General features: G+C 61.2%; 14 protein-coding genes and 1 tRNA gene. 7 read left to right on the top strand and 8 right to left on the bottom strand.

Annotated elements, in window-relative coordinates; genetic code table 11:
* Positions 1–28 precede the first annotated feature (28 nt).
* Positions 29–868 carry a type I methionyl aminopeptidase gene (gene map / locus ACN9MO_RS06830; protein WP_113131812.1) on the top strand — a complete coding sequence of 280 codons (840 nt, stop codon included), beginning with the start codon at positions 29–31 and terminating at the stop codon, positions 866–868.
* A complete protein-coding gene (gene radC, locus ACN9MO_RS06825; RefSeq protein ID WP_113131811.1) occupies positions 865–1,653 on the top strand; it encodes a RadC family protein in 789 nt (262 codons plus the stop codon). Before map ends, radC begins: the two co-directional genes overlap by 4 nt.
* Before the next feature lie 13 nt (positions 1,654–1,666).
* On the opposite strand, the gene ACN9MO_RS06820 is transcribed toward radC, so the two are convergent.
* Positions 1,667–2,710 carry a magnesium and cobalt transport protein CorA gene (locus ACN9MO_RS06820; RefSeq protein WP_082640668.1) on the bottom strand — a complete coding sequence of 348 codons (1,044 nt, stop codon included), beginning with the start codon at positions 2,708–2,710 and terminating at the stop codon, positions 1,667–1,669.
* 202 nt (positions 2,711–2,912) lie between these two features.
* Between ACN9MO_RS06820 and sthA the strand changes: the two genes are divergently transcribed.
* Both sthA and ACN9MO_RS06810 read left to right on the top strand, forming a co-directional pair.
* The gene (gene sthA, locus ACN9MO_RS06815; RefSeq protein ID WP_057255851.1) at positions 2,913–4,328 is read left to right on the top strand and encodes a Si-specific NAD(P)(+) transhydrogenase; all 1,416 of its coding nucleotides are present in this window, start codon (positions 2,913–2,915) and stop codon (positions 4,326–4,328) included.
* A 187-nt stretch (positions 4,329–4,515) separates the two neighbouring features.
* Positions 4,516–5,340 (top strand): endonuclease/exonuclease/phosphatase family protein, encoded by an 825-nt coding sequence (locus ACN9MO_RS06810; RefSeq protein WP_057256075.1) that lies wholly within the window; start codon positions 4,516–4,518, stop codon positions 5,338–5,340.
* Positions 5,341–5,425: 85 nt separating this feature from the next.
* Here ACN9MO_RS06810 and tig read toward each other — a convergent pair whose 3' ends face one another.
* From tig to ACN9MO_RS06790, 4 genes are all read right to left on the bottom strand, one after another.
* On the bottom strand, positions 5,426–6,904 hold the full coding sequence (tig, locus tag ACN9MO_RS06805) for a trigger factor (protein ID WP_057255849.1): 1,479 nt from the start codon (positions 6,902–6,904) through the stop codon (positions 5,426–5,428).
* A 178-nt stretch (positions 6,905–7,082) separates the two neighbouring features.
* Positions 7,083–7,167: transfer RNA gene (locus tag ACN9MO_RS06800), tRNA-Leu, on the bottom strand.
* 183 nt (positions 7,168–7,350) lie between these two features.
* On the bottom strand, positions 7,351–7,938 hold the full coding sequence (locus tag ACN9MO_RS06795; protein WP_113131809.1) for a GDYXXLXY domain-containing protein: 588 nt from the start codon (positions 7,936–7,938) through the stop codon (positions 7,351–7,353).
* Positions 7,935–9,044 carry a DUF2157 domain-containing protein gene (locus ACN9MO_RS06790; protein WP_113131808.1) on the bottom strand — a complete coding sequence of 370 codons (1,110 nt, stop codon included), beginning with the start codon at positions 9,042–9,044 and terminating at the stop codon, positions 7,935–7,937. The genes ACN9MO_RS06795 and ACN9MO_RS06790 overlap by 4 nt, the downstream gene beginning before the upstream one ends.
* A gap of 938 nt (positions 9,045–9,982) precedes the next feature.
* Between ACN9MO_RS06790 and ACN9MO_RS06785 the strand changes: the two genes are divergently transcribed.
* The 3 genes from ACN9MO_RS06785 (at position 9,983) to trmFO (ending at position 12,220) form a co-directional block, all read left to right on the top strand.
* Positions 9,983–10,126, top strand: a complete 144-nt coding sequence (locus ACN9MO_RS06785; RefSeq protein ID WP_065376908.1) for a DUF1127 domain-containing protein — start codon at positions 9,983–9,985, stop codon at positions 10,124–10,126.
* A 431-nt stretch (positions 10,127–10,557) separates the two neighbouring features.
* Positions 10,558–10,701, top strand: a complete 144-nt coding sequence (locus tag ACN9MO_RS06780) for a DUF1127 domain-containing protein (protein WP_082616298.1) — start codon at positions 10,558–10,560, stop codon at positions 10,699–10,701.
* A 100-nt stretch (positions 10,702–10,801) separates the two neighbouring features.
* Complete coding sequence (trmFO, locus tag ACN9MO_RS06775) at positions 10,802–12,220, top strand: methylenetetrahydrofolate--tRNA-(uracil(54)-C(5))-methyltransferase (FADH(2)-oxidizing) TrmFO (RefSeq protein ID WP_113131807.1); 1,419 nt, start codon at positions 10,802–10,804, stop codon at positions 12,218–12,220.
* A gap of 84 nt (positions 12,221–12,304) precedes the next feature.
* Here the strand turns inward: trmFO and ACN9MO_RS06770 are convergent, their stop codons facing one another.
* The 3 genes from ACN9MO_RS06770 to ACN9MO_RS06760 form a co-directional block, all read right to left on the bottom strand.
* Positions 12,305–12,772: a hypothetical protein gene (locus ACN9MO_RS06770; RefSeq protein WP_058326614.1), complete on the bottom strand. Its 468-nt coding sequence runs from the start codon at positions 12,770–12,772 to the stop codon at positions 12,305–12,307.
* 259 nt (positions 12,773–13,031) lie between these two features.
* On the bottom strand, positions 13,032–13,874 hold the full coding sequence (locus tag ACN9MO_RS06765) for a phytoene/squalene synthase family protein (RefSeq protein WP_113131806.1): 843 nt from the start codon (positions 13,872–13,874) through the stop codon (positions 13,032–13,034).
* A 22-nt stretch (positions 13,875–13,896) separates the two neighbouring features.
* A complete protein-coding gene (locus ACN9MO_RS06760) occupies positions 13,897–14,283 on the bottom strand; it encodes an Mth938-like domain-containing protein (protein WP_057255838.1) in 387 nt (128 codons plus the stop codon).

Genomic DNA, 14,283 nt, shown 5'->3' with positions numbered 1-14,283 from the left:
CCGACTTGGAACAAATGAAAGCTTTGGAATGGTGACTTACATCGAGGCAGGGTCGGCCCCCTACAAAAACACCGGCGTTATCCGGCTCTACGGACCGGAAGATTTTGAAGGCATGCGCAAGGCCTGCCAGGTGACGGCGCGCTGCCTCGACGAACTCGTTTCGCACGTTCAGCCGGGCGTCACGACCGACGAGATCGACCGCTTCGTTTTCGAGTTCGGCATGGACAATGGCGCCCTGCCCGCGACGCTGAACTACCGCGGCTACACGAAGTCCTCCTGTACCTCGATCAATCACGTCGTCTGTCACGGCATCCCCAACGACAAGCCGCTGCGCGAGGGCGACATCGTCAATATCGACGTCACCTATGTCGTCGATGGCTGGCATGGCGACTCGAGCCGCATGTATCCGGTCGGCGAGATCAAGCGCGCGGCCGAGCGGCTGCTCGATGTCACCCATGAAAGCCTGATGCGCGGCATTGCCGCCGTACGCCCGGGTGCTCGCACCGGTGCCATCGGCGAGGCGATCCAGACCTATGCCGAAGCGGAACGCTGCTCGGTCGTGCGCGATTTCTGCGGCCACGGCGTCGGCAAGCTTTTCCACGACGCGCCGAACATCCTGCACTACGGCCGCGCAAACGAGGGCCCCGAATTGCGCGAGGGCATGATCTTCACCATCGAGCCGATGATCAATCTCGGCCGCCCGCATGTGAAGGTGCTCTCGGACGGCTGGACCGCTGTTACCCGCGACCGGTCGCTTTCTGCGCAGTACGAGCACACGGTCGGCGTGACCGCCGCGGGGTGCGAGATCTTCACGCTGTCGCCGGCAGGCCTGTTCAAGCCGGGCCTCAACAACGTCGGCGCTGCATGAAGAAGCGTCCGATCTCCCCTGAAGGCGACGAAACGCCATCGGCGGACGAGAGGACGTTTTTCCCGCAATTGCAGTTGGACGGCGGACCGGCGGCCAAGAAGGCGCCGGCGCCCGAAGCGCATTATCACGGCCATCGCGATCGGCTGCGGGCGCGTTACCGCGAGCACGGCGACGCGGCGCTGGCCGACTACGAGATCCTGGAAATGCTCTTGTTCCGGCTGATCCCGCGCAAGGATACCAAGCCGATCGCCAAGGCGCTCATCAGCCGTTTCGGTACGCTTGCCGGCGTCTTCGGCGCGCCGATTGCGCTATTGCAGGAGGTGAACGGCATCGGCGAGGCCGTTGCCCTCGACCTAAAGCTGATCTCCACCATCGGCCATCGCACCCTGAAAAGCGAGCTTCGCCAGAAGCACCTTCTCTCCTCCTGGAGCGCCGTCATCGATTATTGCCACGCGGCAATGGCCTACGAAACCAAGGAGCAGTTCCGGATCCTGTTTCTGGACAAGCGCAACACGTTGATCGCCGACGAGGTGCAGCAGACCGGCACGATCGACCACACGCCTGTCTATCCGCGCGAGGTGGTCAAACGCGCACTCGAACTCTCCGCCACCGCGATCATTCTCGTGCACAACCATCCGTCCGGGGACCCGACGCCGTCGCGCGCCGATATCGACATGACCAAGCTGATCGTCGAAACGGCGAAACCGCTGGGGATCGCCGTGCACGATCACATCATCATCGGCAAGGATGGGCATGTCAGCCTGAAGGGCCTACGCCTGTTCTGACGGCGCAGCGCGATCAGAGCCACTTCGCGCGACGGAAGAGGCGAAAGAGCGTCAGGCACAAACCGATGATCACCGCCAGCACGACGAAGTAGCCGTAGCGGAACTTCAACTCCGGCATATCGTCGAAGTTCATGCCGTAGATACCGGCTATCGCCGTCGGCACGGCAAGGATCGCGGCCCAGGACGCCAGCTTGCGCGAAATTTCCGTCTGTTCGGATTGCCCGACCATCAGGCTCGCCTCGAAGGTAAAGGCAAGCACCTCGCGCAACGCATCGATATCCTCCTGGACGCGGCGCACGTGGTCCGTCACGTCACGGAACAGCGGCTGCAGCGCCGCATCCATGCCTGGCAGATCGATGTGCTCGTGGCGACGGCAGACATCGACGAGTGGCACCACGGCATTGCGCAACCTGAGAAGATTGCGGCGCATCAAGTAGAGCCGTTCGATGTCACCCTTGACCAGTCGCTCCCGCAACAGCCGATCTTCCAGTTCCTCGACCTCCTCATGGATCGCCTCGATGACCGGCATATAGTTGTCGACGATGAAATCGAGGATCGAATAGAGGATATAGTTTTCGCCATGGGCGAGTGCTGCCGGGGAAGATTCGCAGCGCTGACGCACCGCCATGTAGGACGTGGACGCACCGTGCCTGACCGAGACGACATAACCTCGCCCGACGAAGAGATGGGTCTCGCCGAAGGCGATCTCGTCACCAACCATGTGCGCGGTGCGCGCCACGACGAAGATCGAGTCGCCATAGATCTCTAGTTTTGGCCGCTGGTGCGCCTTGCAGGCGTCCTCAATCGCCAGGTCGTGCAGGTCGAACTCCTGCTGTATCTGGCGCAGCAGTTCCGCATCAGGCTCATGCAGCCCAATCCAGACCACCGCGCCCGGCCGCGAGCGCCATTTGCCGGCATCTTCGATGCCGATATCGCGTACCCTTACGCCGTTTTCATAGACCGCCGCCGCAACGACACCCGGCCGATGGTCCGGTTGCCGGATGACGCCCTCGTCGTCAGGCTGCGGCACCGCCCTGTTCGTCAGCTCCAATCCCATCGCCACCCTCCCAGGCAAATACGACACCGATGGGCCCGGCATGTCGTAACGAAGCCAAGCATACGCACATTCCCTTATATTCTCATCCAGCTGTTTCGGCTATGAAAACCACTTCATTAAACCGTGCCATTGACGGTATAGACGCTTGCAAGCGAGAGTTTTTGCGATGCACAACGATTCTTCCCTTCAAACGGAAATGCCCATGACTCAGTTCGATCTCATCGTCGTCGGAAGCGGGCCCGCCGGCCGCCGCGGCGCCATCCAGGCCGCCAAGCTCGGCAAGAAGGTCCTCGTCATCGAACAGGGAAAACGCGTCGGCGGCGTTTCGGTGCACACGGGCACCATCCCCTCCAAGACGCTGCGGGAGACGGCGCTCAATCTTTCCGGCTGGCGCGAGCGGGGCTTCTACGGGCGGGCCTATCGCGTCAAGCAGGAGATCAGCGCCGACGATCTCCGGCAACGGCTGATCATCACCCTCAATCACGAGGTCGAGGTCCTCGAACACCAGTTTGCCCGTAACCGCGTGCAGCAGATGCGCGGCAAGGCAAGCTTCGTCGATCCGACCACGCTCGAGGTCGTCAAGGACGACGGCGAGACCCTGCTTGTTTCAGGCACCAGCATCATGCTTGCCGTCGGCACCAAGCCTTTCCGTCCGGACTACATGCCCTTCGACGGCAAGAGCGTGCTCGACAGTGACGAACTGCTCGATATCGCAGAACTGCCGCGTTCGCTCGTCGTCATCGGCGCCGGCGTCGTCGGCATCGAATATGCGACGATCTTCAGCGCGCTCGACACGCACGTGACGGTCATCGACCCGAAGACAACGATGCTCGACTTCATCGACAAGGAGATCGTCGAGGATTTCATCTACCAGCTGCGCGATCGCAACATGAAGCTGCATCTCGGACAGAAGGCCGAGACGGTCGAGCGGCTCGACGATGGTAAGGTCCTGCTGACGCTCGACAATGGCCGCAAGATCGTCACCGACATGGTGCTTTTCGCCGCCGGACGCATGGGGGCAACCGATACGCTCAACCTGCCGGCCGCCGGGCTCGAGGCAGACAGCCGCGGGCGGCTCAAGGTCAATCCGGAGACGTTCCAGACATCGGTCCCGAACATCTATGCCGCCGGCGACGTCGTCGGATTCCCGAGCCTTGCCTCGACCTCTATGGAACAGGGCCGCATTGCGGCTCGCGTTGCTGTCGGCGCGATTGCCATGGAACCGCAGAAGTATTTCCCCTACGGCATCTACGCGGTGCCGGAAATCTCCACCTGCGGCCTTTCGGAAGAAGAGGTGAAGGAACGCGGCATCCCTTACGAATGCGGCATTGCCCGTTTTCGCGAGACCTCGCGCGGTCACATCATGGGTCTCGAATCCGGTCTTCTGAAGATGATCTTCTCGATGAAGACCCGCCGTCTTCTCGGCGTGCACATCATCGGCGAAGGCGCGACCGAGCTGGTCCACATCGGTCAGGCTGTGTTGAACCTCAAGGGCACGGTCGAGTATTTCGTCGAGAACACCTTCAACTACCCGACGCTTGCCGAAGCCTACAAGATTGCCGGCCTCGACGCCTGGAACCGCATGGGCGAGATCAAGCAGGAACTGCCGAAAGCGTAAGCCGCTAGCGACATATCTGAGCACGCATCAAACGACGACAACGGCAGTCAAAGGGATCCAATTCGATAGGTGACGAGCAATACCGCTTTGTCACCTATCGCCCAGAGCGCCGTTCAAGATTGCGTGCACGCCACCATGCCAGCGAATCGGGTAGCCTTGCCGCTCCTGATGAAGAGACATGAACGCCATGCGCATCCTTTCCCTCAATGCCTGGGGCGGCAAGCTCCATTCCCCATTGATGAGATATCTGGCGGAAGTCGACGCCGATGTCCTGTGTCTGCAGGAGATCGCGCGGTCGCCGACGACCGACGCCGAATGGCTCACCTATCGCGATACAGATGTCGAACTGCCGCAGCGCGCCAACCTCTTCGATGAGATCGCGGCAGCACTTCCTTGGCATGATGGCTGCTTCTGCCCGACGGCGCGCGGCACGCTCTTTGACGGCGACAGGCCGGTGGCCTCGGAATTTGGGCTCGCGACCTTCGTCCGACGCTCCCATTCCGTCATCGGTCAGGCGCTCGGCTTCGTGCATGGCAGCTTTTCATCCGAGGGCTGGGGGCCACATCCACGTGCCCGCAATGCCCATTGCATCCGCCTGTTCGACCATGATGCCGGCACGGCAATCACCATCGCCCAGATGCATGGCCTACGGGAGATCGGCGGCAAGAACGACACACCGGCACGGCACGCGCAGGCAGACGCGCTGGTAAACCTCATCCGTCAGGTCTGGCCGGGCGATGAGCGGCTTGTCGTGTGCGGTGACTTCAACGTGCTCCCGGACAGCGTGACCTTTCAGGTGCTCGCAGAGCTAGGGCTGACTGACCTGGTCGTTTCCCGTGGCCACACGGATACTCGGACGTCGCACTATCTGAAGGGCGGCCGCTTTGCCGATTACATGCTGGTGAGTGGCGAGGTTGATGTCGCCCGGTTCGATGTCGTCGAACGGCCGGAAGTCTCCGACCATCGCGCCCTCCTCCTGGACATCGGCCGGGCCATTTCGCCACGCCGCTGAGACGGCGACGTCACCGACGCCCCTCAAACGAAAAAAGCCCTGCCGCAAGCGGCAGGGCTTTTTGATTCCTAAGGCTTCGGTCCGATTACTCGGCGCTGTCGTCAGCGGCCTTCTTCTTGGCCGGAGCCTTCTTCTTCGGAGCGGCGGCTTCTTCGCCTTCGGCGGCTTCAGCCTTGGCAGCGGCCTTCTTCTTGGCCGGAGCCTTCTTGGCAGCCTTGCCTTCGCCCTCTTCGTCGTCAGCCGTCAGCTCTTCCTTGGAAACCGTCTTGTCGGTTACCGAGATTTCGCCGAGCAGGTGGTCGACGACCTTTTCTTCGAACAGCGGAGCGCGCAGCGAAGCGGCAGCACCGGGGGTGTTCTTGAAGTAGTCGAGGATCTGCTTTTCCTGGCCCGGGAACTGGCGGAGCTGTTCGAACAGCGAACGCTGCAGTTCGTCGTCGCTGACCTGGACGCCGGCCTTTTCGCCGATTTCCGAAAGAACCAGGCCGAGGCGAACGCGACGCTCGGCGAGCTTGCGGTATTCGGCGCGGGCTTCTTCTTCGGTGGTTTCTTCGTCAGCGAAGGTCTTGCCGGCCTGCTGCAGGTCGGTGTTGATCTGGCGCCAGATGTTTTCGAATTCGGCTTCGACGAGGCGCTCCGGCGTTTCGAACTGGTAGAGTTCGTCGAGCTGGTCGAGGATCTGACGCTTGACCTTCTGACGGGTCAGGTTGCCGTACTGGCTTTCGATCTGGCCGCGGACGATTTCCTTCAGCTTGTCAGCCGATTCGAGGCCGAGCTTGGTGGCCAGTTCGTCATTGATTTCGATGTCCTGGGCGGCAGCGACGTCCTTGACGGTGATGTCGAAGGTCGCTTCCTTGCCGGCGAGGTTTGCAGCCGGGTAGTCAGCCGGGAAGTTGACAGTGATGGTCTTTTCGTCGCCGGCCTTCAGGCCAACGAGCTGCTCTTCGAAGCCCGGGATGAAGCGGTTGGAGCCGAGAACCAGCTCAGCGTCTTCGTCCTTGCCGCCGTCGAAGGCAACGCCGTCGACCTTGCCGAGGTAATCGATCGTGACGCGGTCGCCGTTAGCGGCCTTGCCCTTCTTCGATTCGTAGCTGCGGGCGCTTTCGGCGATCTTCAGGATCTGCTCGTTGACTTCCTCGTCAGCGATCTCGACGACTTCGCGGGTCACCTTGATGCCGCTCACGTCCTTGAGTTCGATCGCCGGGATGATTTCGTAGGCAACGGTGAACTCGAGGTCAGCTTCCGCGTTGAGGATCTTGTCGGCTTCGGCCTCGTCCTCGGTCATCGCGACTTCCGGCTGGGTCGCCGACTTCTCGCCGCGGCCCGACAGGATCTCGGTCGGCTTCTCGCGGACGATCTCATTGACGAGGTCAGCCATGATCGACTTGCCATAGACCTTCTTCAGGTGCGCAACCGGCACCTTGCCCGGACGGAAGCCGTTGATCTTCACACGGTCCTTCACTTCGGCCAGGCGCTCGTTCATCCGAGCTTCCATGTCCTTGGCCGGGATAACGACCTTGAGTTCGCGCTTCAGCCCTTGAGCGAGCGTTTCGATAACCTGCATGTTCAAACCTTCATTTCACGTTGACTGTGCTCTTCCCCTTCGAAAGGTCTGGCGAGCACGTGAGCCGATCCATTTGCCGGGAGTGGCTTTACGCAGTTCTGCAACCGTTTTGCAAGCAAAATGGCACTCCAGCCCCCTTCATCCTCGCAGAATCCGGACTTTAGGCGCGATCGCTGTCTGGTGCGGGTAGAGAGACTTGAACTCCCACGCCTTGCGGCACCAGAACCTAAATCTGGCGTGTCTACCAATTTCACCATACCCGCGTTCAGACAATCGCACCGCCTGACCGTATTTCCGCAAGTCCAACCAGCGGAATACCGCGGATACAATGGGCATGCTGAAAGTTCAGGGCTTTCCCGAGCGCGGCGTCTCTATATCACTCGTTTTCACGGGATCAAAGGGAAAATGCGGAATTCCACGACGGATCGGAGCGCGTTCGCGGAGCCTCAATAAAGGGGCTCTTCATAGACCGGGCTGCCGTTGACCGCGATCTCGCGAATCTGTGCCCTGCCCTTGCCATCAACGCGGATGTTGACGGAGAGCGCCTCGGCATTGCGCGCCTCTTCCAACGTGCGCCCTTCACCCTCCGGCACGTAGAAGCGCTCGATGCCGTAATCCACGGTCATGGGTAGCGGCGACGGCGACGGATAGTAGGAGAATGGAAGCGAGTGGAGCACGACGCTGTCGCCGGTCACCGGCAGCGGCTGGAACGACGCTTCGGTCGCCGTCCAGAAACCGTCGGGCTGCTTCTCCAGCCGAACATAGAGCATCACCTCGCCCGATTGTGTCGGAAGACCACCTTTGAACAGTTCCGGCTGCAACCTGGAAATATCGTAGCTCAGTATCACGTAGTCGCCCCTGAGCAGGTCGCGCGGATCGACGGGCACGGTCTTCAGAAGAACATCCCGCCCGCTTCTGAGGATCGAAGCCCTGCTTTCGATCATGTAGCCGAGCGCCGCCGTCTGGACGCCGGCGACAAGCAGGGCGGCGAGTAGCGGGTTCAGCCAACGTCTCGTCGATGCGCCACTGTTCATTGGGAAACCTCCGCCTGGCGCGTTCGCGCCATGTGCCCCTCGATCCGAATGACCAGCCAGGCGATGCACGCGACGACCAGGCCCGAAATCAGGAAGAAGCCCGATGTGCCAAGCATCGATCCCAAGGTTTCGAAGGCGAGATAGAGAAGCTCGCCGGCAAAGGCGATGTAACCGAGATAACGCACCGCCCCGTTCTGCGCACCGGCAAGCGCAATGCCCAGGAGCGCAACCAACAGCGTGCCTGTTCCGGTCGCGACCTCCGTCGTCAGCCCAACCGCCTCGTATTGAAGTCCGGTGAAACCAAGCAGGGCGAGCGCGAAGGAATAGAAAGCGGGCGCTGAACCCGCCTCGAGCGCAAGTTGGCGCACGGGCGAACCCGGCAGGGTCGCCGCCAGAAAGGCCGCAAGGCCGAGGACTGCGAGGCCGACCGCGAAAGCAAGTGACGGACTATCCAGATAGAGCCAGCCGAGCCAGGAAAGGACGAGCAGATAGGCCAGATGCCGGGCCCTGCCCGCCTCCGTGAAGCGTACCAGAAGAACGACGATCACGGCCAGAACCGGCACGGACCACAAGCGCCAGTCAGAAGCCGTGCTGAAACCATTTTCCGTCAACATGGTACCGAAATAGAACCACGCGAGCCCGCCAGCGACCGTTGCCATCGCTGCAGAGCGAAACGCGAGCGCCGAAAGGCAGGCGCCGACGAACCAGAGCAGCGCTGCATCCGCCGCGTCGCCCGACAAATGATACATCTGCCCGATGAGCGCGATGCCGCCGCCAAAGGCCGCCGCGCCCAGAACCAGCGCCGCGGCGGCAAATGTCGTCCTGCCACTCTGGATCAGCCAGGCAGCAGCAAAGTGGAAGCCCCAGATCAGGGCGACGATGCCGGCGACGCGCGCGAGGCGCGGCAGTTCCTCCCAATTGGCGGCAACAAGCAACAGGATCGATGCGGATAACAGGAGGGCCGCCAGCATAAGCAAAACGCGCCCTGCCCGGAACGTCGACTCGCGTCCGTCATACTCGGCAAGCATGGCGCGCGCGGCATCTTCCTGCAGCAGCCCCTTGTCGATCCAGTGTTTGAAGTCTCGCTCGAGACGCGCGCGATACATCCTGCCCCCAGCCCTAAGAATCCAATGCTTGAAATGATCCCGTTGCGTCACCAACTAACCACGTATCGGCGCGGAAACACAATCGCTCTGTCGCGACTGAGGCCCCGAGCCGAAAGGGACTGATGAACGGCTTGCGCGATGCGCATATCTTCCATGCGGATATTGCACTGCACAAATCGATTTAAAGCCCCTATATTCAAATCATCAAAGGCGAACGACGGCATGAAGCCAGACGGTCGCCGGCGGAAACGGCCAAACGCCTCAGTTTACTGAGAAAGGCCCGGGCAAAACCCGACGGAATTCGGTCGAGCGTACTCCTCCTCCCAACGCTCCTCCGATCAGATTGGCAACACTCCTCCTCCCAGTTGCCAATCACTTCAAATGACGCTCGCTGGACCTCCTCCCCCAGCGGGCGTTATTGTTTTCAGCCCTCCCACAGCAAGAAAATCTCCGACTTTGCGCAATTGCACAATATTCGTGCACACTTTCTCTGTATTCGCTCGCAGCCATGCACTCGGTGCATAGGTGCCATTCTGGATCAGCGCTACCCTTCCGCCCGGCTCCATACTATCTTCAACTCATCGATCGGGGCGGCGCACTCCTCCTCCCAGCGCCCCTCGATTTGGATCGGCGACACTCCTCCTCCCGGTTGCCGATCAGAACAAAGCGACGCTCGCTGGATCTCCTCCCCCAGCGGGCGTTGTTTGTTTTCCGGCCCTCGATTTGGGTCGAAAGCTTCAATCATCAGAACCTGATTGCAGGTGCGTTTCGAACGCCATCCGACATCTGTCCGCCGCGCTCAGGCTTGCACGTGCTGCATGGGTGCGATGCAGCATTATCTCTGTAACTTCTGGTCAAAACGATTATATTCCAGAGCATCAGATGACGGCCAGCAAGAGAGATGAGCGCTGGCACACGACCCTAGAAAGGATAGGATCATGAACCTCGCACGTTCTTTCAACAATTGGCGCAAGTATCGTCAGACCTGCAACGAACTCGGCCGCATGAGCGACCGTGAGCTGAGCGACCTCGGCATCGGCCGTGGCGACATCCCGTACGTTGCCCGCCAGGCGATCAAGTAATTCAGGCTGCGCTTCAAGCGCGACCGACCTCCAGTAAACGCCCTCCGGTTCATTCCGGGGGGCGTTTTCTTTTGCCTCTTGCTCTGGCGTCACCGCCGCCCTTTCGCACTTGCGAAACGCTGTTGCGCACCTGGCCGGCGACACCGGAGCGAGCAGCGAGCGCCACCCTCGTGGCGCGCATTGCGACCGCTCGCGCTCGAATTCCAAAAAGATATGAAAAACAAAACACTAGAGCGTAGCAAACCGCATTTTAATCAGTCGTTAATTGATGCTGCCTTTTGAAGCGGTGCCCATCTATGCGGCGATGCACTGCACAAATGCATAGCAGCTGCATTTTCTTTGCACTCCACCTTCTAATTAGACAAGCGTATAAGAACCTCAACGACGCAGACAGATGGCTGTCGCGACAAACCGATCTTGAGGAAAAAGTCATGAACCCGATTCGTATCGCAAAAAGCTGGATCAACTACCGCCGCACCGTCAGCGAGCTCGGCAACCTGTCGAACCACGCTCTCAGTGATATCGGCATCACCCGCTACGATATCCGCAACATTGCGGCCCGTTCCTTCCGTTAATCTCAACGGTTCGAACTGACTTCCAAAACGGCGCCCTTCGGGCGCCGTTTTCGTTTATTGACATTGGAACGAAGGGCCGAGCCGTGATAGGAAGCCGCCCATGAGCAAAGACACCTCTTCCCATTCTCCCATCCATGTCGTCGGCGGCGGCCTTGCCGGTTCGGAGGCTGCCTGGCAGATCGCCGAGGCCGGAGTCCCGGTCATACTGCACGAGATGCGCGGCGTGCGCGGCACCGACGCGCACAAGACCGACGGCCTTGCCGAACTCGTCTGTTCCAACTCGTTCCGCTCGGATGATGCGACTAGCAATGCGGTCGGCGTTCTGCATGCGGAAATGCGCCTTGCCGGCTCACTGATCATGAAGTCCGCCGACGCCAACCAGGTTCCGGCCGGCGGCGCGCTCGCCGTCGATCGCGACGGATTCTCTGACGCCGTCAGCGCTGCGATTGCGGCCCATCCGCTGATCACGGTCGTGCGCGAAGAAATCACCGGCCTGCCGCCGAGGGAATGGGACCTCGCGGTCATCGCGACCGGCCCTTTGACGGCACCCGATCTTGCAGAAGCCATCCGCACGGAAACGGGCGCCGATGCGCTCGCTTTCTTCGACGCCATCGCGCCGATCGTCTACACCGAGACGATCGACATGGACGTCTGCTGGTACCAGTCGCGCTACGACAAGGTCGGCCCCGGTGGCACCGGCAAGGACTACATCAACTGCCCGATGACCGAGGAGCAGTACCACGCCTTCGTCGACGCGCTGGTTGCCGGCGACAAGACCGGCTTCAAGGAATGGGAAGGTACGCCCTATTTCGATGGCTGCCTGCCGATCGAGGTCATGGCCGAACGCGGCCGCGAGACGCTGCGTTACGGACCGATGAAGCCGATGGGCCTCACCAATGCCCATAACCCCACGGTCAAGCCCTATGCCGTCGTGCAGTTGCGCCAGGACAACGCGCTTGGCACGCTCTACAATATGGTCGGCTTCCAGACGAAGCTGAAATACGGCGCCCAGGCGGAAGTCTTCCGGATGATCCCGGGCCTGGAGAATGCCGAATTTGCACGCCTCGGCGGCCTGCACCGCAACACCTACATCAATTCGCCGACGCTGCTCGACCGAACGCTGACGCTGAAGTCGCGCCCGGGCCTGCGCTTTGCCGGTCAGATCACCGGCTGCGAAGGATACGTGGAGAGCGCCAGCATCGGCCTGCTCGCCGGGCGCTTCGCCGCCGCTGAGCGCAAGGGCGCGACTTTGGCCGCACCGCCAGCGACCACCGCCTTCGGCGCGCTGCTGAACCATATCACCGGCGGGCACATCGTTTCCGACGATGAGCCGGGCAAACGTTCGTTCCAGCCGATGAACGTCAATTTCGGCCTGTTCCCGCCGCTCGATCCGGGAGCAATCACCAAGCCGGAGGGCGCCAAGCGCTTCCGTGGCAAGGAAAAGGCCGCTGCCAAGAAGCAGGCAACGGCGTCGCGTGCGCTCGCAGATTGCGCCGCATGGCTCGGCAAGTCCGCCTGACGGCGAATATTATACCAGAACACGAAACGGCCCGCTCGCGATGACGCCAGCGGGCCGTTTCTTTTGAATGGATCTGTGATGTCGCTACTCGCTCGCCTGCGCCGTAGGGGACGGTTCCGAGTCGGGCTGCGTGAATTCCGATTTCGGGTTGAAGCTGCCGAGCAGCCAGAGAGAAACTTCCGCCGCCTCGCCGGCGTTCTGGAACTCGAAGGCATTGTCCAGATAGGCAAAGTCCGGGAAATGCACGATCAGCCCGCGGCCGGTCTCCGAGCTGTTCACCCGGACCTTTCCAGGCTGGATGACGTGGCAGACATAGTGCGTGCCATGCGATTGGATGAAGCCCGCCTTGCCGTCGTGCAGCCTCAGGAAGATCGCCTTCCGGTCCGCGGTGGAATGCAGCGCCCGGATCGCTTCATCCGGAAATGCGCGCCCGAATTCCACCATCGCAGAACCTGCATCGGGATTGTCCCAATCCCGCTCCGCACGAGCGTTCATCCACATGTAGAATGCGCCGGCCAGAACAATGACGGCGATGAGCAATAACCAAAGCATCCGCGGGCGCTCCCCTTCGCTCGGCATGACGCCGATAAACCGCTTCTATAGACTACGAGGCTTGTGCCAATTTGGCGTCCCGTCGGGCGCGCCGACGCGGAACGCATCGGGTTTTTACCGGGCAGGCGTTCCGCTACAGCCGGCTGCCTTGCCGCGCTAGATCATTTCACTGTTTCATCGAAACACTGAAGTGATCTAAGTTTTTTGAAATTACGCAATTCCGGACGGAAAACCGTTTCACACTTTTCCAGGAATTGCCCTAGAAGCGACGACGCCGAGCGGCACGCCACATCCACCATTGCCGTAGCCATTGCGCCGGGCGAATGGGCGCCTTCAAAAGTCCAGCGCCAGCCGCCTCGGCGCGATCGAAGATCGGCTCGGCCAGCGCGAGCGGCACGAACGCCGGAAAATTCGACGGCGAGATCGCCGCCATCTGAGCCCGTGCCTTGGCCAGATGATCCCGCCCGAACCCAGAAAATGCCCTAATCGCCCGGCCGATACCGTCGCTGTCTTTGCCGGCAATAAGCGTTTCCCGATCAAGGCCGGTCGCGCGCAGCAGTTCTGCCGGCAAATAGACCTGGCCGCGTCTCAGATGCAGCGGCAACAGCATCAGGAGGCCGGCGACAGTCTGCGCCACACCGGCGTGACCAGCGGCTTCCGCCGATTTGGCCGCATTCTGCGGGTCGAGCACCAGCGACGAGAGCTGGATCAAGGCCGAAGCGGTCTCGCCGGCGTAACCTTCGAGCGCCGAGCGGTCTTCCAAGGGGTCGTCATAGAGATCGAAGATCCGGGCATCGATCATGTTCTGCAGGACCGAGACCGGCAGCCTGTGCTCGCGAATGCACTGCAGAAGCGCTTCGGCGAGCGGATGCCCCTCACCGGAGGCTGCATCGTTGCCGATGAGATCGCGCCACCACTGCATGCGGATTTCGCCTGGAATCGGCTCATGCACGAGATCGCGAATTCGCGCGATTTCCGCGTTGAACGCATAGAGTGCCGCGAGCGAGCGCTGCTTGTCGGCGGGGGCAAGCAGGCAGGCGAGATAGCGGTCGCGGTCCGTATCCCTGAGGTCGGCCAGGATCTGAGCGGAAATATCTTGCACGTCGTCTTCCCCGAATGCCCGATCAGACAGCGATCAGCGCGACGGCGACAGCACGCGATTCGGCCAGCATCACATTGTAGGTGCGAACCGCAGCCCCGGTGCTCATCGGATCCGACGATACATTGACGGCACGCAGCGCGGCCTTCAGGTCTGCGGGCAGCGGGCGGATGTCCTTACCGGTGCCAACCAGCAGCACTTCGATGTCTTTCGCCTCATCGATGACCCTGAGGAATTTCTCGACGGCCAGGGGATCGCCTTCGGCCACGTCCCACGCATAGACGCCCGAGGGCAGCATCAGGATCGAGCCGCGATGCGACATGTCCGCAAAGCGAAAGCCGCCGTTGCCATAGGCATCGATCGGTGCGCGGCCCGGAAAATGCGCTTCGCGAATTTCAATACCCTTGGGCAT

This window comes from Ensifer sp. R-19 (genome assembly GCF_049905105.1).
Taxonomy (GTDB): Bacteria; Pseudomonadota; Alphaproteobacteria; order Rhizobiales; family Rhizobiaceae; genus Ensifer.
The sequence above is the reverse complement of the archived record's forward strand: the minus strand, read 5'-3'. Positions and strand labels throughout refer to the sequence as shown.

Coding starts and splice junctions, on each gene's coding strand:
- ACN9MO_RS06760 (WP_057255838.1), bottom strand. CDS start 14,283: ATGCCCAAGGGTATTGAAATTCGCGAAGCGCATTTTCCGGGCCGCGCA.
- ACN9MO_RS06770 (WP_058326614.1), bottom strand. CDS start 12,772: ATGCTTTGGTTATTGCTCATCGCCGTCATTGTTCTGGCCGGCGCATTC.
- ACN9MO_RS06790 (WP_113131808.1), bottom strand. CDS start 9,044: ATGTATCGCGCGCGTCTCGAGCGAGACTTCAAACACTGGATCGACAAG.
- ACN9MO_RS06810 (WP_057256075.1), top strand. CDS start 4,516: ATGCGCATCCTTTCCCTCAATGCCTGGGGCGGCAAGCTCCATTCCCCA.
- ACN9MO_RS06820 (WP_082640668.1), bottom strand. CDS start 2,710: ATGGGATTGGAGCTGACGAACAGGGCGGTGCCGCAGCCTGACGACGAG.
- ACN9MO_RS06795 (WP_113131809.1), bottom strand. CDS start 7,938: ATGAACAGTGGCGCATCGACGAGACGTTGGCTGAACCCGCTACTCGCC.
- ACN9MO_RS06785 (WP_065376908.1), top strand. CDS start 9,983: ATGAACCTCGCACGTTCTTTCAACAATTGGCGCAAGTATCGTCAGACC.
- sthA (WP_057255851.1), top strand. CDS start 2,913: ATGACTCAGTTCGATCTCATCGTCGTCGGAAGCGGGCCCGCCGGCCGC.
- trmFO (WP_113131807.1), top strand. CDS start 10,802: ATGAGCAAAGACACCTCTTCCCATTCTCCCATCCATGTCGTCGGCGGC.
- radC (WP_113131811.1), top strand. CDS start 865: ATGAAGAAGCGTCCGATCTCCCCTGAAGGCGACGAAACGCCATCGGCG.
- map (WP_113131812.1), top strand. CDS start 29: ATGGTGACTTACATCGAGGCAGGGTCGGCCCCCTACAAAAACACCGGC.
- tig (WP_057255849.1), bottom strand. CDS start 6,904: ATGCAGGTTATCGAAACGCTCGCTCAAGGGCTGAAGCGCGAACTCAAG.
- ACN9MO_RS06780 (WP_082616298.1), top strand. CDS start 10,558: ATGAACCCGATTCGTATCGCAAAAAGCTGGATCAACTACCGCCGCACC.